Below are 21020 nucleotides of genomic sequence, written 5' to 3'. Positions count from 1 at the left end.
TGAGGATGCGATTGATGGCTTAATGATAAATAATCACCTCCTAATTGTTTAGTTGTAATTTACCGATAAAAGGACGGCTATCAATCGTATTTATCGCTTCTCTAATAGAATAGCATAATTGGTAATTCTCGCTTAGCCTTTTTTTGTTGGATTCTATTTTATCTTTTTCGATGTTATCTACGATCCAGGTGGGATATAATGGATCGGAATTGAACTTGGTAATTAATACAGTGTACCCTTGGTTCTGGGCGTTGATTAAAGTGTCTTTTGTGATATCTACTAATTTCATAATGAGATAATATACGAAAAAAATGTCGTATACCTTTTATTTAAGACGATAAAATTCGCGGCCTCTTTCTTATCGATATTTATTAGCTTCTACCTATTTTGAAAATATGAGCACAATAGCAACTTTACTATTCAGGGAAAGATGGTCACCGTCCCTAATGCCGAGTATAGGATCATGTATAAAAATAATGAAAAGGTAATTCATGATTAAAATAACAAAGAATCGAATCAGGAATAGCAACTTTCACCATTCTCAAGAAAAGATAGCGTCACGCATCACTATCCTATTTTAAATGATAACATTAAGTATTTTAAAGCATCATATGGATCATCGGATAGTTTTTACCCGAGCCATCCCTGTCAGATCTTCCTACTTTTCTAAACCCCAATTTTTCATAAAAGCCAATAGCTTGAAGATTTTGTTCATTGACATCGACCTTTGTAACTCCATGCACGTCTTTCATAAAATGTAATAATTGCTTACCATAGTTTCTTCCCCGATAGTCATTATGGATAAAGAGCATTTCCAGATTTCCTTCTGATGCAGCAGAAAATCCTATGGGCATCTCTTTTTCGGTAAGCAGGAATACCTCAAGCTTTGGTAGATAATCCATTGGGATGGACTGTTTAAAATGAATAAAATCTTCCTTACTAAGAAAGTCGTGCGTAGCTTTTACAGCGGATTCCCAGATTTCCATGATTTTTGGATAATCATCGATGGTAGCAAGCCTGAATTGTTTTGACATAACAACAAATTTAGCAATAAACACTAAATATTCATTGGTGCGCTACCTGATGCAATGGTATATTCTTTTTTTAGCACCTCTCCATAGGTTGTTTGTAGCAAACTGAAGCCAGAATAATCAACCCGATCGATTTATTGGCAATAATAACAGAAAGTATTAGTATACATTTTTCATTTTCTTAGTTAATTTTCGATTTTCCCACTACCATCGGTCTGTTTGTTCCTTTATTAATAAATGAAAATACATTGCCTTTTTTAGCCAGAATTGGCCATGTACGGTTTTCACCTTCATAATTTCTTCTTAAATTATCATACCTAGGCTCTAAAATTATCTTTCCATCATTATCCGCAAGGCCAGATTTGTCTTTTAACGTGATCTCCATTAGCTCAGGTGAAAAGTTATCGATCATATCATATATAGGCTCAAGTATAATTTTGCCCTGACGATTCAGCACACCATACTTTCCTTTCTCTTTTATCAGCATGAGATCCGGATGGTCATTAATCACTTCCAGACGGTCAAATCGAGGATTAACAACCACATTTCCTTTCGTATCAATCAATCCATAAAGCATTTCATCTCCTTTTTTACTCACGACCCACGCTAGGTTGTCATAAAATTCACCAACATAGGCAAAGTCGTTAAAGCGAACCTGCTTTCCATTCTCATCAATAAATAGATTTTCTCCCTTAATATTGATCTTGAAAAGTTCGCTTTGAAAAGGTTTGGCATCTTCTTTTCTATTTTCCGGTATATTAAAACTACTGTAGTAGCCATTTCTGTTCCATTCTGGACGTTCAAACACTTTTTCACCTTTCGTATTAAAAATGACATATTGGGATCCATGTTCTGCCAGCAGGAGCTTGTCGCTGAGCATTTTTAGGAGATAAATATCTTGAGTATAGGGTATCAGCACTTGTCCATCGCTATTGTATACTGCCGATTCTTTGGTATAGCTCTTTCCCTCCACTTTCCGCCTAATCTCAAAAATTCGTGCATTTAACCACGTGATCTCTACATCGCTTACTGGAACAATAAACTGTTTCTTTAGACTGCTGTAGATCCCCAGTCGTTTATCATCATAAACGGGGAAGATAAAAGGACTGTCGTTAAGATCGCCATAGGTATAGCTTCGATTGATATAGGTATCAGACTGTAGGCGATATTTCGGCGGTAATATTTCTTTACCTAGTTTATCGTAAATTCCATAGAGATTCCCATTTACAGCATAAAAATAAGTTTCCCCTTGCTGATCTACCATGGTAATTTCCGTAAAATTTGCAGGAAAAATAGGTTTTGCCTTTTCCCAATCGAAAATTCCTACTTTACCCCTGTCTTTTACCCGCAGATAATAGGGCATCGCATCCAGTTTGGCTTCAGCCGCTATCCTTTCAAGGGATTCTTTGGAAGCATTTGCAACAGCAGGCATGAGTGATACAGGCTCATCAAAAAAAACTGTCTGTCCCGCTGAGTTTTTGAACTGGATCTCGTCATACTGGGGAGACAATAACAATTTGCCGTTTTCGTCAATTAGACCCATTCTTCCCGCCTTTTCTACAGTAGCATGACCTCTTACAAAATCATTTATTCTATCATAAGATGGAGGGGTGACTTCTTTTCCGACAGCATCAATTAGCCCTTGCAGCCCATGTTCTTCAATCTTAATAAAGTCACTACCTCTCACCGGAATTAATGATTTGTAAACTGCAGGAAGTACTACTGTCCCCATCGAGTCAATCAGACCATAAGCATTATTTTGAAAAAATGCTATATACTTTTTTGTTTTAAGCAAGATGTTGCTCAAGCTTTCGTATATTGGAGGGATAACTTCTTTACTGCTTTTATGTGCCATTCCTTGTTTTCCATTAAGATGAATTTGAAGCATATCCTTAAACAGATAATTCTTGTCCACTTTATCATATACAGGAGGCTGGATAATTTCACCATCCCCTGCACGTAGCCATCCCCATTTATTATGTTCTTTAAAACCAATGATATCTTTGTTGATGATCTCCAGTGCCTGGAAACGTGGTTTGGAAATTACGTTCCCCTCTAGATCGATAAGCCCATACATTCCCTTTTTTTTCGTTTGTGCAAACTGATAATTGTAATGGATTCCCGGATACCACTGCCCTTCATAATGGCTCAGTAAAGTCACCTCATCGTAATCAAAGTTGCTTAGTAATTTTCCATTTTTGTGGATTACTGCGTACGCTCCATCTTTCACTACCGAAAGCAAGTCACCTGAATGATCTTTGACATCATCAACTAACAGTCCAGTAATTGAATGACACAGATAAGTTTTACTATCTTTCCTCACTTTTACAAAATGAGTACCATAATCATCAAAACCGATAGCATCAAAGATTACAGAGGTTTGGGCTGTTGCTGAATCGATAGTGAAAAGTATGAGTAAGAATATAAGTTTGTTGATCATCGTTTTTATTTTTCGTATATTAAAATTTTTTAAGGAAATTTCAGCTGCTGCATGTTCGATACCAATGGTTTTAGATCAAATTCGCTGTCCATAAAAACAGCGGTACTTTATATTTTCCACATCTTTATGCTCACTTTTATCATGAAAAATAACGATCGACAATAACTGTAACATCATCGTTCACGTCCAAAGTATGAAATCTCAATTGTGCACGTGTGCTCCGATTAGCGACGAATGAACAGAGCAAAAAAACAAGTAATTCTTTGTATGCCGTAAAGAACGTCATCTGCCAAAACTACACTTATCCTGTTTAAAAAAACATCCCTGAATACAGCGAAATTTTTAAATATTTCCCTCTGCCTCACTTTTAATTTGACCGATTGCAAGAAAGACGTCCATCAATTATACATGTAGCGAATCGTAAAACAAACCTAGCGAATTATAAATGCTTTTGGAGTGGTACAGTAGAGATACTTTAAATTTGAAGTGAAAACAAACAATTGAATAATTAAACACTGAAAAACTAGTGTCTATAAGGAGCTGGCCAAGTTTTATTAACCAACGAAAAATGAAACAAAATTTTATTTCCAATTTTTCAAAGGGAATAGACAAGTATTTCAACTATACAATTCTAAAAATATATGTTTCTAAAAATTTTAGACTTAAGATATTAAAATTTTTAGAAAACGAGTTAAAATCTGATGCATCTGATGTTCAACCGACAAAAGGGAATTAAAAAATATCTGCCTATAAGGGTTTTGCAATAATGAGGCTATTAAATAAAGACAGTTTTCAGCAATATACTTTAAAAAATTCTAAGAATATCCTACGTTTATAAATACAACTGTCAGAATTCATCTTATTTGAAGATAGCAATAGGTATTCTAATGAGTATGTGTATGATCAATTTGATAACAAGATCGAAAAGAAAGAGCTAAAAAATGGCAGCAGAATTTTCTATTCTAGAACACTCTTAGATTTGGAGAGACGTCATAATTAATATTAAATGAGAAAAAAAACCGTAGCATTTACATCAATGTTTTTAATGTACACTTTTGTTTTTGGACAAGGTATACAAAAAACTAAACCCGTGATAAAAACAGAAGAAATAACCTATCACGGAATAGATAGACGCCAGATTAGCAGAATAGACAAACAAGGTTTCGATGAATATAAAGAATACAATGCAGATGGTACCGTTTCAAAAATATATATAGTAGAATTTGATAAAAAGAACAATAAATATATCTATAATTTAAATGAAAGGTATTTTTATGAAAAAGGAAAACTTAACAAAATAGAAGAAATTGGCTCGATTACAGGTGAAAAACACGAAGATATCTTGTTTTCCTATAATGAAAAAAAACAATTGATAAAAAAGATCGAAAACCAATTCGAAGACAATAAATTAGTGATGAATGAATTGAGTGCGTACACGGATTATTTTTATAATGAAAATGAAGAAACAGAAAAACGTTATGAATATGACAAAACAAAACAAGAATTTTTGTTAATTTCTATCATCAACAAAATATATGACCTTAATAAAAACATGATTCAGGAAAAAACAGAAAATTTTGATGGCAATATATCCGGGGTAGTTAGTATAAAGTATGATAACTTAAATAAACCGATAGAGCTGCGGTCTTCTTATTTTAAAGAAATAATAAATTATAAATACAATTCACACGGTGATTTAGAAGAACAAAAAACCAAATCTGAAAAACGACCTACGATTGAATCATCAAACTATTCATATATATATGATAATTATGGAAATTGGATTGAACAAAAAGAAATTATTAAAAGAAATCCCAAAGACGAATTTGAGGGTGGAATTTTAGTGAAAAGGAAAATTGAATATTACGAATAAAACTACCGCTAAAAAGGGGGTATCTGGGGAATTCACCAATATCGCTTCAGTTATTTGTGACATTGTCTCATCAAGTGTTTAAGTTACAAAAATGCGGAGTTCTAAAGGACTTCGCATTTTTATTTACTTAACTTTATAAGAGTATGATTGACAAGGATTCACTATTAAACGACAAGGAGTTCTTAAAGAGTTTTAAGAACGGATTAGAGCTGCAATCGTTTTTCCGCGAATTACAGGCACGTGCAGTATCGCAAATGCTCGAAGGAGAAATGGACGGCCACCTTGGCTATGAAAAGCATGAGCGCAGTGGTCAGGGCAATTCCCGCAAGGGGCATACGAGATTGTTGATTACGCTAGAATGTGGTAAAACTTACAGTTCTACCATCATTTTAACATAAAGTTATTGTAAGGATCTGTATGAATCACACAGATTATAGCTTATTGTTTCCATTTCACTTTTCCATTATTGTCAAACATTTCGATAGAGGGGGTGCCTAGGCTGTCAACCTTTAAAATAATTCTCGGTACTTCATTATTATCTTTCATCACCAAAGATGCATTTCCGTTCTCAGTTAGCAAGTTGATACGGTTGATATTATGTCCAGGCTTACCGGATAGATCTTTATCGTTAATCAATAGACCGGCCCTGAAATAATTGTCGTGTTTATTATCTTGTGCCAAGATACCGACGGCATCAGCATTCTGATAATCAAATGCTAGCGCATTCAGATTAGTCTCCTCATTATCAGTGATTGCCAAACCTCCTCTTTCGTCGCCGTTTTTATCAAAGAAAATTAGACCTGCGGGAGAGTAAGCCCTTTTATACGTTTTCCCATTGATAATGGGTTGCGGAATGTTATCTGTGTTTGCGATAACGACACGATTTTTCCCCGATCTGTCCTTAATATCTATTCTTTCTGCGGTTAAGCTGTGTTCTTTGTTTAAAAAAAGGTACGCCACACAAGCCATCAACACGAAATTGGAAAGAATAAGTGCGGTTAGTAATATTTTTAGTGTTTTAGAAATTGTTTGCATAATTTAATATCAGTTTTTTAGTTATTACTTTCTCATACTCCACTCTTGAATTAGCTTTACTTGTGTTCTATTCCAAATTATTTCCTCACAAGTCGTAATATAATCAATCGTAAATACTTCGACACTTTATTTTATTTGTTCCATATTATTATTTATTGCCTAATAGAAAGCAAAAATAAAGTGCGATTTCGAGAACACTCTTTACATAGGTTGAGCGCAAGGATTTTTTATCTGGTCAGTTCTCTACGTATTCTGCTCAACTGTGTTGGGGTAATACTCAGGTGCGAAGCAATATATTGTAGCGGAATTCTGGTGTCTATTCCCGGATGCGTTTGCAGCAATTTTAGATACCTTGTAGTCGCACTTTCGGTCAGTAAGGAGATTTCTCTTTCTTCATTAATGACTATCCATTTTTTCTCCAGATAGGCAATGTACAGGTTCTTTAATTCATCATTTTGATTAATAACTGCTCTTGTTTGATGATAGGGCATACACACCACTTTGGTATTCTCAATAGCTTGAAGCGTAAATTCGTTGGGTGTTTTTATGATTGCCGAAAACCGAGTGCTCGCAAAGTCTCCCTCCAAATAAATCCATTTATTCCAGATAGCTCCTTTTTCATCTATAAAATAAGAGTTTAAAGCACCTTTACAAACAAAGAAAATGTCATTAGCGACACGCCCTTCTCTTAGTAAAACTTCATTTTTTTTAAACTCCTGAATGTGCACGGCTTCGGTCAACAAATTAAATGCCTTATCCGAAATAGGATACACGTTCACAATAGCTTCCTTAAAGTCTGCGAGATATTTTTCTGTTTCAGTCATTTGTTGTGGCGGGGTTACGTGATGATATTACTTTCAAATAAATATAAGATATCTTTTAAATAGCTAAAACTGTTTTTTTTCTTCATTAAAAGATTCATTTTCTTTCCAGGCGTTGAGCAAGAAATTCGCTATGCGGTTTTTCTCTTGTTCTGATGCATGCAGAGTCTACATATTAGTACAAAATGCACATTTATTAATTTGTGAAGCGCGTATTTTAATCAGATTTAAATGTGTTTTTGAAAGTCCCGAATTTTGGAGTTACACTCTCACCTTACCCTTGAGCAACGGTGATTTCGAAAGAAAAATGAGGTTTGTATCTGTTTTTTACATTGGATTAGGCGATCATATTGGAATTGCAACAAAAAAAGAACACCTAGTTAAGCTACAATATTTTGTTTATTGATTTTTCTAGCGAACTTCTCTGGTGATAAGTATCCTAAAGCAGAATGTTGCCTTTTTCGGTTGTAGCATGTCTCGATATATTCAAAGACAATATCTGCCGATTTTCTTGCGTCAAAGATTAGTCGAGAAGTTTTAGATGGTTTTTCACGATAGCGCTTAATGTTTGAATGCGTACGCATTTGAAATGAAACCTTGCGGATTGTAAATATAATGACACTATTATTTTAATTTTGTATACACTTGAATAAAAAATCATTATAGAAATTATGAGAATTACTTTTTGATGGAGTAATAGGAACCGAAAAATTAAGGATACTTAAAAATCAGAGCAAAGAAATCATTAAAGTGGTGCTAGTATTGAAAGAAAGTGATATATAAATAGGAGCAAATATGAGTATAAAATTGTTGACGTTGTTAACTTTAATAGCAAATCTTACTTTTGCTCAAGTGCCTAGCGCATTAAGTGTTAAATTAGGGAGTTTGGATAAATTATTTCTCCGGAACGTCAGCATCATTGATACGCAGACTAAAAAAAGCGTCGTACTTAAAGATGGAACTTACGCTTTTAAACATGACAATCAAAATGCCGATATATTCATAAAAAATGGTCTTATTAACGGAAAAGTTTTTATAGTCAAGCGCGAGGAGAAAAGTGAATACAAAATTGAAAATTCACAGGCAAAAACTTTTACAGTATATAAAGGCGGCTTTTTATACCTCGAAGGACATCGAGATGCAGAGAAAGCCTATTATAAAGAATATTACCTTGATACGGAACAAAGGCTCAAAAGTGAGGGCTGGATGTCTTTAAATAAAAACAAGCATTATGGCATAGGTATTTCAAAGAGGTACTACGAGGACGGTACCATAGCCCATATAGCTAACCGGGTAACAGAAACCTTCACAGATTTCTATCCCAATGGAAATAAAAAAAAGAAACAAGGGTACAATATTTATGAGACCTTTAATGAGGATGGGAGCTTCTACAATAGGCAATACACTAAAAATAATATTCGATATGATGACTATTATTATAAAGGAAAATTATCAACACGTTCTTACAAAGAAGAGGCTAGTGAAATAAAGGAATATTATCAAAATGATGTTTTACAAAAAAAGGAGTCAAAACGAGCTAATGGACAAGTGCGTGTATTCACCTATGACAATGTAGGAAACCTTATCAGCGATCAAAAATTACGGAGCGAAACCCCCGGAATGATAAATACGAATTAACTATTCAATTCAAGTTCATTCATTTTGCGTTGTTGCTATTTATCATAGGTTCAACAAAAGCCTACTTGGGGAATCTTGTCGTATAAATGTCAGGTATTTTAGTTGTTATACCCAAACCATCTTCTTTAATCGCGAATAAAAAACACAAAGATGAAAACAGGACAATGGATATAGGATTTAAGATTCAAAAAAGGGTATGAACAGAAAATATGGAGTACACGATTGAAAGTGGGAATTCGTTTGGATTTCTTGCTGAAACTTCATTGTATTCACGACACGCCGGCTATTAGTGTTGGTGTTAAAAACGAGGAATGAAAAAATGTTCAAGAAACTATTTCAAAAAAAAGACGACACCTGCGGAGCAATACTTAAATTATTTGAATAGTGAATTTAAGAAAACACCACTTTTGTTTAAAGAAGAGAGTTCACATTACAGTCTCGCAGACTAAACTCTTACCCGTTTCGGTAGATTTTAGTATACAGATCATATGGAAATACAATAAGTACAATAATTTCAGGATCGTCCCAGAACCTTAGTGATTTTCCTAAAAAAATTCAGTATAAAAGTCCGGGATGTTTGAACGGGTTCTCCCTACTTGTTTTTTATACTTTTAGCAGAATCTGATGCTATTACTAGTCCAGCTCCCATCATAATAACATCTTTAACAACAAGCCTGCCTGCTGCTGAAAGAGCTGGAAACCCATGAATCGATCCTCCAAGATCGGGCACCCATGCTTCGGGTGTGGTCACAAGAAAGGAGAGGGTTACCAATGACATCCCCGCAGTTAGGACTCCACCAATCATACCTATTTTTGGGTAAAATATACCCAGTAAGACCATTAACCCAATGGATACAATTGCTGTTCCCAGTGCATAGGAAAAGGTATATGTTCCATTGGCCTGGTGCCATTGTATATTCTTGATGACAACTTCACCTTCTTTGTTTTTATGCAATTTATAATTATCCTTGTCCGAAGCATCTACCTTGAGAAAAAAACTCATAAAAGGAGAGTTGGCTACAAAAGGGATGATCCCTTCAGCTTCATACTGATAGGCCTTTAGGCCACCGATCCAAGCCATTACAATAAAAATTGCGACCCGTAGGAAATGGATAAATTGTTTTTGTGCGTTTGCTAATAAATCAATCATAACTTTTTTTAGTAAAGTTATGATTAACGCATTGCGGTAGGAATGGTCAATTATGGAAATTACATGTTCAAATCTGCAACAGGAGAAATCCCAACCTCTTTCCGGAAGCTTGAGGGCGATACTCCGGTATATCTTTTAAAGTATTTACTGAAGTGAAATTCATCTGTGAAATTTAGTTGTGCTGCCACTTCCTTAATGGATTTATGGGTAAGGTGAATCTGTTTCTTCGCCTCAAGTATTACCCGTTCCTGTATAATCTGGGTTGGTGTCTTATTGAAAATTGACTTAATTTTTTTGCTCAACGTATTTGGAGCTATATGCATAAGATCTGCATAGAAAGTAATATCTCTGTTGGTAAGGAAATTGGTTTCAACCAGGTTCTGAAATAGCTTCAATTCATTAGAACTTTCGTGAACAGGTCTTTGTTCAAGTAGTAATTTGTTTTTTTCCTTGCTACAGATCGCCAGGATAAGTTGTAAATAAGACTGGAGAATGGACGCTGAGAAATTTTCAATGCTATCCACCTTTAAGATCTTGGAAAAGTATTCTGAAACTTCGTTAAATATTTCTTCACTCAATTGAAAGTTGGGGAAAAGGTAGATATTGTTAAAAAGTAGTCCATTGCAGGCAACTTCATTCTTGTGAAACTCGATGCAGTAAAAGTCGCTGTGAAAGTTAAGGACATCAATATCCATGTAAGAATCGCTAATGATCTGGATGTTCTGGAATGGTGAGGAAAAAAATACGGTCCTACCATCGAAATCATATTCCACAAAATCAACAATGATCTTTCCACTACCATTGAATAAACAAATGTGATATAAAGAATCACTAAATACATTTTTGAAATCCTGAGGAGTCCTCCGTTCAACTAAGGGTAAAGTAGCATGCATAAAGTAAAAATATGAAGTTTTATTGGATTATAATCTCCCCATACTTCAGACTGAAGGTTTCTGGTTAGAGGAAGAATTCAGTATTATCAGCATCAGATACGTTGCTTGAAAACTCCAATTCATCTACATCGACGGATTCTTTAGGTGAGAAAAAATACTTGTTAATTTTTCGGTTGTAGATGGACTCTAACACTGGTAAATTTGTTCCATAATTATAGGTAATTGTATTATGGAATTAAGTTTTGAGCAAATGTATCAGGCAATATTAGACAGAGATATCAAGTATGAAGGCGTGTTTTTTACTGCCGTGAGGACAACAGGTATTTTTTGTCGGCCATCTTGTACCGCAAGAAAACCGAAACCTGACAATATCGAATTCTTTAGGTCGACTAAGGAATGTATCCTTCGCGGATATCGGGCATGTAAGGTGTGTCATCCGCTTGAAATGTTGAGCGAGACGCCTTCCTATATCAAAAAGATTATCTCCGAGTTATCCGCAGATCCAAGCTTAAAATTTAAGGACTACGATTTGCGCCAGCGTGGTGTCGAGCCACATCAGTTGAGACGCTGGTTTTTAAAAAATCACGGTATGACATTTCACGCCTATCAGCGAATGTACCGGATAAATTCAGCATTTAAAAAGATCCAAAACGGTGAATCAGTAACAGATGTCGCTTTTAACTCAGGATACGAATCACTTAGCGGCTTTGGGGATTCTTTTAAGCATATTTTCGGAGTTTCTCCTAAAAATAGCATGCAACAAAATATAATTGATCTAAAAAGAATAGAAACTCCCCTAGGTACAATGTATGCCTGTGCTGTAACTCAAGGGATATGTCTACTCGAGTTTACAGATCGGAAAATGCTGGAAACAGAGTTTAAAAATTTAGCAAAAACATTGAACGCAACGATCGTGCAGGGGGACAACTCCCATTTTACTTTGCTGGAAAAGGAACTTAAAGAGTACTTTGAAGGAAATCGTCAAGAATTTACAGTACCTCTATATAGCGCCGGAACGGACTTCCAAAACAGGGTGTGGGAAGCTCTCAAAGATATTCCCTATGGCGAAACTAAAACCTACAAGCAACAGGCAATTGCTATAGGCAGCACAGATGCTGTCCGAGCGGTAGCTAATGCTAACGGATTGAATAAAATTTCAATCATAATACCCTGTCATCGTGTCGTTGGGACAGATGGAAGTCTGACAGGCTATGGAGGTGGTATTTGGCGTAAAAAATGGCTTTTGGAATTGGAAAGCAAAAAATCCTAGAGGCTCCCTTCATCAATTTACAATCCTAATCTTTTGTTCTTATGAAAACTGTTAACAAGTGGTTTGCACTTTGTGTAGTGCTTACTGCACCTTTGCTATACGTAATTGATATCTTTATTATCAATATCGCAATTCCGACCATCAAGACAAATCTACACGCTTCTGATGGTGAAATACAATTAGTAATAGCCTCATATTTGTTGGGAAGTGCCTGCTTTTTGATAACTAGCGGACGAGCTGGCGACTTTCTAGGTAAAAAGAGAGTTTTCTTTTGGGGAATGCTGGCATTTACAATCACATCTTGCATTTGCGGATTATGCCAAAATGCGACACAATTAAATATTGCACGTTTTTTTCAAGGAGTTAGTTCCGCATTTATGGTAACTCAGTCTATTTCATTAATTCAAGTTTTGTTCACAGATAGTAAGGAAAGAGCAGTTGCAATTGGGTGGTATGGTATAACATTAAGCATAGCTGCCATTATTGGACAAGTTTTAGGAGGATATTTAGCAGAGACACATTTCATAATCGAAGGGTGGCGATTAATATTTTTCATTAATTTCCCTGTTGGCATATTGTCTTTGTTAGCGATACATTTTTATCTGACCGACACACCAACATTGAAAAAAGTAAGGTTTGATTACAAAGGAGCTTTGTATTTAACAATCGGATTGGCTTGTATCATCTATGCTTTGACTGAAGGCAGACAAAATGGATTTCCGTGGTGGTTCTATACGTTAATTGTTTTGTCCATCATATTTTTGGCTAGCTTTATAATTATTCAACAAAGGAAACTGGCACGCAAACAAGACCCTTTAGTTGATATTTCTTTATTTAAATTAAAAGATTTTAAAGTAGGCTTGTATGCTGTACTGTTTCATTTTATGCTTCACACAGCTTATTTATTGATTGTTGCTGTTTATTTACAAAGTGGGTTGGGCATATCAGCCTTAGCCTGTGGTATTTATTTTATTCCCCATGCTATTTTATTTATGGTTTCATCGGTCTTTGCAGGTAAACTCCTCCCTCGATATGGCAAGCGTGTTCTGCAATTGGGGCTGTCTATCATTTTAATATCCTTTATTTTACAAATGATATTCTTTTCGCACAAAGACCAACCATTCATTTCTATGCTCTTGATAGGAATTTATGGATTAGGCAACGGTTTAGTTCTTCCATTTCTATTAAATGTGGTTTTAGATAATATTGAAGAAAAAGATGCAGGTGCTGCTTCGGGAATATTTTCTACATTTCAACAGACTGCTTCTGCATTAGGAATAAGTATCATAGGTGGAATTTTTTATTCAATTTTAGAGCATGAATACTTCAAAAACAACTATCTTTTTGCTCTACAAGTAGGGTTGTTGGTGGGTATTATTTTTCTGATCATTGTGTGGTGCATGTTATCAAAACTACCTCATTCTTATAAATCTGAAAATGCAACCTTACATACATTAGAATAAAACGATCGAAGTCGCTCAAAGCACAACATATAGATAAAACTTAAGAAGTAGCTTACCACAAAAGAAGACCGTGTTATCACTCTATTGTTCTTGGACGGCTGGTATTTCCGGAAGATTGATGATCCGGGTAGAAGACACGGGAAAATTTATAGATCTGCCGCAGCGACGGGATAACGCCTTAGATTTCAATGTAACTGCAGGCGAACTTAAGGTGGTGATCAGCCCCACTGGAATTTTTGCCAGCGAAAAGAAAGCCTAACACTATTTTCCAGCCTTATAAAAATGTGGGTAAATAAAAATATGTCAATTTAGGGGTTTGTCTTTGACGAGAAATAAGGGGCGCAAGCTGTTCGTTTGACTACGATTGGAAGGAACGGATAAATTAAGTAGATTTAATTTCTATAAAAACTTCTTATATGAAATTTACATCGTTGTTATTGCTATTGATCGGCTTTTATACGGTCTCCTTTGCACAAAAAGAAAAAAAGCACTTGGCCTTGGTTCGCCTAGATGGAAAATGTGGATTTATTGATGCTTTTGGTCATGAGGTAATTTCTCCTGTTTATGACGATGCCGGTTCCTGGGGCAATAACCTTGTGCCCGTAAATATAGGTAAATATGTGCCTGATACCGCTCCAGTGTTGTTGGTTTCGCCATCGAACGTAAACCCAAAAGATTCTGTCAAGCGTAATGAAGAATACAAAACCGTTGATATAGAAAGGGAGGAAAGGGGCAAATGGGGTTATTGCGATACATCGGGAGCACTGGTTATTCCTGTTCAGTTTACGAATACCACTTTTTTTAGTGAAGGAATTGCGGGCGTTGAGATAAATGGTAAATGGGGCTTTATCAATACCAGCGGGAAAATAGTGGTACAGCCTGTGTACGATAAGATAGGACATTTTTCACAAGGACTAGCAGTAGTAGCTAAAAATGGACTTTATGGCTATATCAATTTAAAAGGTGAAGAAGTGATTAAGCTTCAATACGTAAATGCAAAAGCCTTTGAAAATGGGTTTGCGCAGGTGTGGGAGAAATATACTTCCAAAAAGTATAATAAAAACAGCATTGGCAGGATCATTAATCTGAAAGGAGAAATGGTTACAGATGCCAGATATGATATAGATGATACTTTTTCGAATGGCTTGTTCAGCTTTTGGCTGCCAGAAGGAGAGTTGCTCCTTGGACTAATGAATACCAAGGGCCAAATGATCACGCCACCAATTTATAAAGAGATTTCAAGCTTTAACAATGGCTTAGCCAGGGTTATGGTTTATAAGGAAGATAATAATTTTAAGGAGTTTTATCCCAACTATGGCTATGTCAATACAAACGGAAAAGAGCTGGTGAAGGTAGGGCTTGCCAAAGCGACCGAATTTTATGAGGGTATGGCGGTAGTAGCCAGGTTCGACAATAAAGACGATGGGGAACTGGACCACGCCTTGATTAATACCAAGGGAGAATTTGTACTGGGTTACAATTGGAAACAGCTCGTACTTTTAGACAGTAAACATCTTTTGGCTATTAGCATTAAAAATCCAAATGAAACCCAAATTATTACTCCCCAAGGAAAGAAGATTTTATCCTTTGAAAAAGAGGATAAGGGGCTTTCGAACCTGGGAAATGGCTTGTTTGCCCTAATAAATGCCGAAGGCGAACCATTGGAACTTGTCGGTTTAAACAAACAAATACCTTTTAATGCTAGCCAAAACAAAGGCCGAAAATACATGTCGTACCAATTTGGTTTAATCCAATTTCGCCAACTCAGTAATAGCAACGAAAACTTATATCCTTTCAAAATAGGGCTTGTCAATCTAAAAGGCGACGTAGTGGTTAGGCCTAAATACGACGAAATATCAAATTTTGAGCCAACAGATAAAATATTGTAAGGTTGATGTTGAATAGCCATCAGAACAGCTTATAAGCGAAGCATTGCCAAAAACAATACTCGCTCCTTATTTTGTTATGTATGGGAAATATCCCTATAAATCTCCATTACGGGCTAGCGATTATGAATAACTTAAGTATTTGATTGTAGTAGTTCAATCAGTTTCCGCGGTAAGAAGAATGTTCTGATAATAGACGAGTTTCAGATTATTCGCTATTCAGAATCTTATCAAAAATTCGTATTCTTCAAAAATTTCTTGAGTGGATGCAAGATTCTACCATAAAGTTCTATGTTGGATAGTTAATAGAATTTATTAGTCTACCTCTCAATGATTGAGATAAGTTTTACCATCATCTCAATTACTTTTTCCTTGGTTAAAGGAATAACGTTATTTACAATGGTATAGCCTTCTACAAATGGAATTAGAAAACTTACAATCTCCTCAGGTTTGCTGCAAAATGCAGCAACTAGATCTATCATCCACAAGCAGTACGTTTTATAATAGGTTTCCACAGCGTTTTGCAGTTCCTTATTTCTGGATGCCAAAGTCCATATCTCTTGAAACATCAAAGTTTGATGATTGGATCTGCCATCAATGAGTAACATACTCAATACCTTTTCCAAGAAAACATCTTTATCCGGCATATTCTCGGCTGTTAAAAGTTTGATGGCTTTAGTGAGTTCTTTCTTGCAACTTTCAAAGTAAAATTCCACTGTGGCAATCAAAAGGAGATCTTTATCCTTGTAGTAGTACTGTAGATTGCTCAGAGACAAATTAGCATTTTTTGCTACTTTCCTCATAGATAGGTTTTCCGCTCCTTCCTTGATAAGTAAAGTTATTGTTGTCGATAAGATCTGATTTAACCGCTCTTCTTTTTTGTCCATCTGGTAAATTTAACAATAAATATTAAAATATTTTTTTATTTAGGTCAAATGACCTACATTTGTATTAGGTCATTTGACCTAAAAATATTGATGTATATTATTATGGAATCACAGAAAAAAAGAATTCTGATTGTTGGCGGGTACGGACAGGTAGGGACCAACGTAGCACGTATAATCAGAGAGGCAGACAGCACAATTGAACTTATTCTTGCGGGTAGAAATCCTCAGAAAGGTGAACTGCTGGCCAAAGAATTAACTTCCGCCGAAACTGCCTATATCAATCTGGAGGAAGGATTTACTTTAGCTGAGTTTCAAAAAATTGATCTTATAATATCAGCGTTGGATGATCACAGCAATATTTTAAGGGAAACAGCTATATTGAACGGCATTGCCTGTATAACTGTAAGCGAATTGGCTAATCAGATTTCTACTACTGCATTTCTCAGTTTGCATAAAACAATTTCTGCGCCTATAGTATTTGCCGGGCATTGGCAAGCGGGATTACTGACACTTGTTGTAAAGGAATTGTCTTCTCGATTTAGCCGAATTACGCGTGTCGAAACTGCAGGATTGTATGATGAAAAGGATCCCGTGGGACCACTAGTTGCAGAAGAGGTCACCGGTTTTATAGGTCAGGCATTGATCCGCCAGGATGGAAATTGGCTGTATGTGGATTCAAAAGAAAATACAAGAGTCCTTCATCTTTACGATGATTCGTCGGTAATAGGTCATCCCATGAGTGCCTTGGATGTTCCCAGTATCGCCGCTTTTACGAATGCCTACGATATTCGATTTGATTTCGCTGTCGGGGAATCGATAGGTAGCAATAGAGGTTTGACAGCCTCACACGATTTATATATTGAGATGGCGGGGCTCTCATTATCAGGTGAAAGGAAGAAACTTCGAACGATAGTCTCCGGTCCTAAAGGAAATTCTCATCTTACTGCTGTCGGTGTATATTTAATTGCTGAGAAGATCTTAGGTCTTAAAGGACAATCTGGACAGAAAACCGGAGGTCTTTATCTTCCTGAAACTATGATCTTATCGGAGAACATTATCAGCCGTTTATCAGAATTCGGAATACAAATTATTGAAGAGAACTTTTAAGCCATCTTATCGGTTTAATTTTTATTATGAAAAAATCATTAATCATTATCGTACTATTTCTTGCCACATCCACTTTTAGCGCCCAGACAAAGAACAATCATTTAAAACAACATACAAAAATGAATAACACGACAATTCTGCACAAAGCCAATGAATTTGTATCAAATGGCGATTATGAAAGTTTTCTAGATTACTGTACCTTGGACACCAAATGGGTATTCGTAGGAGAACGTACCCTTAATGGGAAAGAAGAAGTCCGAGCTTATATGAAAGAATTTTATCGGGAACCACCTGTTTTTAATGTGGAAAAGGCTATCGAAGAGGATAATTTTGTTACGGTTACGGGTGAAATCAGATTAAAAAACAAGATCGGGAGATACGAATATTTTGATTATTGTGATATATGGCGATTCGAGAATGGGAAAATAGCGGAGTTGAAGGCATTTGTCATCGAAAAGAAGCAAGTTTAAAACATAAGTGTGATGTTGACAGCGTGTTCAATTCGGCTAGGAAATCCGGAGAAGCTGTAGGGTTGGGGGGGGTATTCCAATTGGGAATCTTTAAAACCAAGAACCCGTTTTGCATTTTAAATTATATCACCACTGACACACTACAGTCACTCTTCAGTATTAAGTTTGCATCCATAATCTTTAAGTAAGATATTGTCCTAAATGCCAAACAGATTGGAGACAATGGTCGGGAAAAAATCATCAGTCAGAACAATCTGTTTGGCTTGTTTGTTACACAAAGAACTCTAATGTTCCTTCCGTAAATTGGAGTGAGGCCGTTGATGAAGCACTTTGCTTGGATTGACAGTACAAAAAACACCAACTTCCTAACGAAAATTATCTTACTGTCTTTCTTTGGACTTATTAGGGGTAATACTTTATATTTACATCTTTATTATTCAAATTAACGACCTTTATGACACGATTGTAAATTAAACTTTTTAATAAGGTATTATAAAGCTGCCGTCGATGTGATGTTATAGTCCATAACCTGACCACGGCGTAACTTGGCAAGTGAATTTAAAAATTAAAGTCAGGAATGAAAGACATATATCTATATAATTTCTACAAAAAAAAATATGGAAAAGAACTTCTTATAGATGTCATTTCTCTTCAATCTATTAAAGATAACATTTTAAAAAATCCCATTCACAGATTAACCTATTATGATATTACCTTTGTTACGGAAGGAAGTGAGATAGTATGTGTCAATGGCAATGAATCTGAAGCCAAACCTTCCACTGCCATATGTTCCATTCCCGGTGATATCTGGCAATGGAATCCTCAAACAAAGCTTAATGGCTATGTTCTTGTCTTCGAAGAACAGTTTCTTCTTTCATTTTTTAACGATCCTTATTTTTTACAAAACTTTCCCTACCTGAGCCCAGATAGAGCTTCTTCAATGCTGTTGTTTGAGAAGATGCTTTTTGATAAGGTCATTAACCTACTCTCCCAGATCAAAGATGAAATTAATGTAGTGTGTGAAAGAGACCAGCATTTGCTTCGCGCTATGCTTTATGAACTGCTCATTCTGCTCAATCGCAGTACTTCGATTCCAGAGGATAAACCGGCAATAACTGACAATACTGAAAGCAGACATTTGAAGACTTTCGTCGACCTGGTCAAAACAAATTATATTGAGAACCGGAACATTGGCCATTATGCCGATCAAATTTGTATCACTTCCAATTATCTCAATAAGATCGTACGGCAAGCGTTAGGTATCTCTCCAAAGAAATACATTGACCAAAAAATTGTACAAGAGTCATGTCGCCTTTTGCTGTATACTTCTCAATCCATTTCCGAAATAGCAGACAAGCTGCATTTTAACTCATCTTCATATTTTATTCGGTTTTTCACTAAGAATACAGGTTCTACACCCCTCGATTACAGACGCAAAATTAATTCCTGAAAAGTGATATTTTTATCCTCTTTTATCTTTCTGACCGGTTAATGTTCTGCTTATCTTTGTACTGTGAGATTAAAATGAAAATTTTGCACATTCTTATGATTCTAAAAATTTATAGTTATGAATATACAGGATTTCAGAGACTATTGCCTTTCGTTTAAGGGAGCTCAGGATAACTTACCTTTTGAGAAGTCAAAATCAGAATATGATAAAAGTATTATGACTTTCAGTGTTATGGAAAAATGGTTTTGTTTTGTGAACATAGATGAATTCGATTTTTGTGATCTCAAGTGTGCCCCTGATGAATCAAAAGAACTTCAGCAAGAATATGAGGGGATTAAACCAGGATATCATATGAACAAAGAGCATTGGATCAGTGTTTATTTCAATAAAGATGTTCCCAAAAAGAAAATCGAGTCACTGGTAGAAAAATCATACCAGTTGATTGTTGACGGTCTGACAAAAAAGCAAAGGGAGGAATTGGAAAATTTATCAAAGTAGCTATTTTTAATAGAAATATTATTACGTTAAAGTCGAAAGTCACAATCGAGTCTGGTTTTATCTTAGAATGATAACCTCATTACTGGGTTCTGGATATTATCTGCATTGGCACAGTTTGGTAAATTTTGATCATTATGGACATTGAGGAATTTAGAATGTATTGTTTATCAATGCCAAATAGCTACGAAGGAATGCCATTTAATGGTTTTTTTCGTAATTCACGTTCTATTCTCGTGTTTTATATAGATAAGAAGATGTTCTGCATGGTAGATATCGATAAGTTCGAGTCTTGTACGATAAAATGTAATACAGATACCATTGATAACCTTAAAGAGCAATACCACGCAGTCGACAAACCCTTTAATCTCAGTTCCAAATATTGGATCAGCATAAGGTTTTATGAAGATGTTCCAGATCGGCTTCTTAAAAAAATGATCCGAGAATCATATGACCTTGTCAGTGAGGGGTTAAAAAGATAATGCAATGCCGTTCACACCTTCAAACAGATACTTGACCGCTGTTAGTTCTTTTCGCTGTTTATGAACAATGGTACGTGTCCTAACAACTTTTCTATCTCTGATGTGTATTTATAGAACAAATTAATAACAATTTAAAAAGAAAATTAAAATGCAAACAAACAACAATCCATCCTGGCGATATAGCGATCAGGAGCAGCAACTTGCCGAACAGATCATAGCGTTAGAGAAAGGCGCATTAGACAAATGGTTTAACGGAGATAGCTCAGGTTATATAGAACTTTGGTCTGAGAACAATTTTTCTTATTTCGATGGGGTCTTTGATCACCGTATTGACACCCACGAAGAAATTTCAGCGTTTGTAAAATCTGTAATTGATGGGAAACTTTATGCAAAAAGTTACGAATTTGAAAATCCGAGAGTTCAGTTTGGAGGTGATATGGCCGTGTTGACATATCAATTGCATGCAGATACCTCACTGATCGATATGCATTACAACTGTATTGAAATTTATCAAAAGGAAGGTGATATTTGGAAGGTTGTCCATTCCACCTGGTCATTTATCCGTCCCATGGATATGGATTTCAGTGCAGCCAAAGAAGTGGTATAATCTTTTAAAAGTAACTGCTCTT

At 35.6% G+C, this 21020-nt stretch carries 22 protein-coding genes and 2 pseudogenes; 14 read left to right on the top strand and 10 right to left on the bottom strand.

Annotated features, from left to right (window positions below; all coding sequences use genetic code 11):
* Positions 1–40: 40 nt before the first annotated feature.
* The 3 genes from B4A24_RS07315 to B4A24_RS07305 all read right to left on the bottom strand — a co-directional run bounded on the left by B4A24_RS07315 (position 41) and on the right by B4A24_RS07305 (position 3471).
* Positions 41–289: a hypothetical protein gene (locus B4A24_RS07315; RefSeq protein ID WP_293943986.1), complete on the bottom strand. Its 249-nt coding sequence runs from the start codon at positions 287–289 to the stop codon at positions 41–43.
* Between the two features lie 310 nt (positions 290–599).
* On the bottom strand, positions 600–1034 hold the full coding sequence (locus B4A24_RS07310; RefSeq protein ID WP_293943985.1) for a GNAT family N-acetyltransferase: 435 nt from the start codon (positions 1032–1034) through the stop codon (positions 600–602).
* Positions 1035–1212: 178 nt separating this feature from the next.
* Positions 1213–3471: a WG repeat-containing protein gene (locus B4A24_RS07305; protein WP_293943984.1), complete on the bottom strand. Its 2259-nt coding sequence runs from the start codon at positions 3469–3471 to the stop codon at positions 1213–1215.
* Positions 3472–4477: 1006 nt separating this feature from the next.
* On the opposite strand from B4A24_RS07305, the gene B4A24_RS07300 reads away from it, so the two are divergent.
* Entirely contained in the window at positions 4478–5344 is an 867-nt protein-coding gene (locus tag B4A24_RS07300; RefSeq protein WP_293943983.1) for a hypothetical protein, read from the top strand.
* A 143-nt stretch (positions 5345–5487) separates the two neighbouring features.
* Complete coding sequence (locus tag B4A24_RS07295) at positions 5488–5742, top strand: transposase (RefSeq protein ID WP_293943982.1); 255 nt, start codon at positions 5488–5490, stop codon at positions 5740–5742.
* A 40-nt stretch (positions 5743–5782) separates the two neighbouring features.
* Here B4A24_RS07295 and B4A24_RS07290 read toward each other — a convergent pair whose 3' ends face one another.
* The 4 genes and pseudogenes from B4A24_RS07290 to B4A24_RS23805 form a co-directional block, all read right to left on the bottom strand.
* The gene (locus tag B4A24_RS07290) at positions 5783–6379 is read right to left on the bottom strand and encodes a hypothetical protein (RefSeq protein WP_293943981.1); all 597 of its coding nucleotides are present in this window, start codon (positions 6377–6379) and stop codon (positions 5783–5785) included.
* Between the two features lie 227 nt (positions 6380–6606).
* Positions 6607–7203, bottom strand: a complete 597-nt coding sequence (locus B4A24_RS07285) for a Crp/Fnr family transcriptional regulator (protein WP_293943980.1) — start codon at positions 7201–7203, stop codon at positions 6607–6609.
* A 165-nt stretch (positions 7204–7368) separates the two neighbouring features.
* Positions 7369–7443, bottom strand: a pseudogene (locus tag B4A24_RS23865) (carboxymuconolactone decarboxylase family protein); the annotation flags it as partial.
* Positions 7444–7580: 137 nt separating this feature from the next.
* Positions 7581–7697, bottom strand: a pseudogene (locus tag B4A24_RS23805) (IS3 family transposase); the annotation flags it as partial.
* Positions 7698–7995: 298 nt separating this feature from the next.
* On the opposite strand from B4A24_RS23805, the gene B4A24_RS07280 reads away from it, so the two are divergent.
* Together B4A24_RS07280 and B4A24_RS07275 are read left to right on the top strand one after the other, a co-directional pair.
* Entirely contained in the window at positions 7996–8838 is an 843-nt protein-coding gene (locus B4A24_RS07280) for a hypothetical protein (protein WP_293943979.1), read from the top strand.
* A gap of 311 nt (positions 8839–9149) precedes the next feature.
* A complete protein-coding gene (locus B4A24_RS07275) occupies positions 9150–9287 on the top strand; it encodes a hypothetical protein (protein ID WP_293943978.1) in 138 nt (45 codons plus the stop codon).
* A 143-nt stretch (positions 9288–9430) separates the two neighbouring features.
* Here the strand turns inward: B4A24_RS07275 and B4A24_RS07270 are convergent, their stop codons facing one another.
* Positions 9431–9988 carry a DUF417 family protein gene (locus tag B4A24_RS07270; protein ID WP_293943977.1) on the bottom strand — a complete coding sequence of 186 codons (558 nt, stop codon included), beginning with the start codon at positions 9986–9988 and terminating at the stop codon, positions 9431–9433.
* A 59-nt stretch (positions 9989–10047) separates the two neighbouring features.
* On the bottom strand, positions 10048–10881 hold the full coding sequence (locus B4A24_RS07265; RefSeq protein ID WP_293943976.1) for a helix-turn-helix domain-containing protein: 834 nt from the start codon (positions 10879–10881) through the stop codon (positions 10048–10050).
* Between the two features lie 229 nt (positions 10882–11110).
* On the opposite strand from B4A24_RS07265, the gene B4A24_RS07260 reads away from it, so the two are divergent.
* From B4A24_RS07260 to B4A24_RS07245, 4 genes are all read left to right on the top strand, one after another.
* Entirely contained in the window at positions 11111–12151 is a 1041-nt protein-coding gene (locus B4A24_RS07260; RefSeq protein WP_293943975.1) for a bifunctional transcriptional activator/DNA repair enzyme AdaA, read from the top strand.
* A 41-nt stretch (positions 12152–12192) separates the two neighbouring features.
* A complete protein-coding gene (locus tag B4A24_RS07255) occupies positions 12193–13614 on the top strand; it encodes an MFS transporter (protein ID WP_293943974.1) in 1422 nt (473 codons plus the stop codon).
* Between the two features lie 70 nt (positions 13615–13684).
* Positions 13685–13873 carry a hypothetical protein gene (locus B4A24_RS07250; protein WP_293943972.1) on the top strand — a complete coding sequence of 63 codons (189 nt, stop codon included), beginning with the start codon at positions 13685–13687 and terminating at the stop codon, positions 13871–13873.
* A gap of 157 nt (positions 13874–14030) precedes the next feature.
* Positions 14031–15503, top strand: a complete 1473-nt coding sequence (locus B4A24_RS07245; protein WP_293943970.1) for a WG repeat-containing protein — start codon at positions 14031–14033, stop codon at positions 15501–15503.
* A gap of 317 nt (positions 15504–15820) precedes the next feature.
* Here B4A24_RS07245 and B4A24_RS07240 read toward each other — a convergent pair whose 3' ends face one another.
* Positions 15821–16387 (bottom strand): TetR/AcrR family transcriptional regulator, encoded by a 567-nt coding sequence (locus B4A24_RS07240; RefSeq protein WP_286861442.1) that lies wholly within the window; start codon positions 16385–16387, stop codon positions 15821–15823.
* Between the two features lie 102 nt (positions 16388–16489).
* On the opposite strand from B4A24_RS07240, the gene B4A24_RS07235 reads away from it, so the two are divergent.
* The 6 genes from B4A24_RS07235 (at position 16490) to B4A24_RS07210 (ending at position 20998) form a co-directional block, all read left to right on the top strand.
* Positions 16490–17494 (top strand): hypothetical protein, encoded by a 1005-nt coding sequence (locus B4A24_RS07235; protein ID WP_293943966.1) that lies wholly within the window; start codon positions 16490–16492, stop codon positions 17492–17494.
* 26 nt (positions 17495–17520) lie between these two features.
* The gene (locus B4A24_RS07230; RefSeq protein WP_293943964.1) at positions 17521–17964 is read left to right on the top strand and encodes a nuclear transport factor 2 family protein; all 444 of its coding nucleotides are present in this window, start codon (positions 17521–17523) and stop codon (positions 17962–17964) included.
* A gap of 577 nt (positions 17965–18541) precedes the next feature.
* Complete coding sequence (locus tag B4A24_RS07225) at positions 18542–19414, top strand: helix-turn-helix domain-containing protein (RefSeq protein ID WP_293943963.1); 873 nt, start codon at positions 18542–18544, stop codon at positions 19412–19414.
* A 117-nt stretch (positions 19415–19531) separates the two neighbouring features.
* Positions 19532–19912 carry an MmcQ/YjbR family DNA-binding protein gene (locus B4A24_RS07220; RefSeq protein ID WP_293943962.1) on the top strand — a complete coding sequence of 127 codons (381 nt, stop codon included), beginning with the start codon at positions 19532–19534 and terminating at the stop codon, positions 19910–19912.
* 134 nt (positions 19913–20046) lie between these two features.
* The gene (locus tag B4A24_RS07215) at positions 20047–20391 is read left to right on the top strand and encodes an MmcQ/YjbR family DNA-binding protein (RefSeq protein ID WP_293943961.1); all 345 of its coding nucleotides are present in this window, start codon (positions 20047–20049) and stop codon (positions 20389–20391) included.
* 148 nt (positions 20392–20539) lie between these two features.
* Positions 20540–20998: a YybH family protein gene (locus B4A24_RS07210; RefSeq protein ID WP_293943960.1), complete on the top strand. Its 459-nt coding sequence runs from the start codon at positions 20540–20542 to the stop codon at positions 20996–20998.
* Positions 20999–21020 lie beyond the last annotated feature (22 nt).

It is taken from the genome of Sphingobacterium sp. UBA7249 (assembly GCF_002472835.1).
Lineage (GTDB): Bacteria > Bacteroidota > Bacteroidia > Sphingobacteriales > Sphingobacteriaceae > Sphingobacterium > Sphingobacterium prati.
Note: the sequence above shows the minus strand (reverse complement) of the source record. Positions and strands in the feature narration are given on the sequence as shown.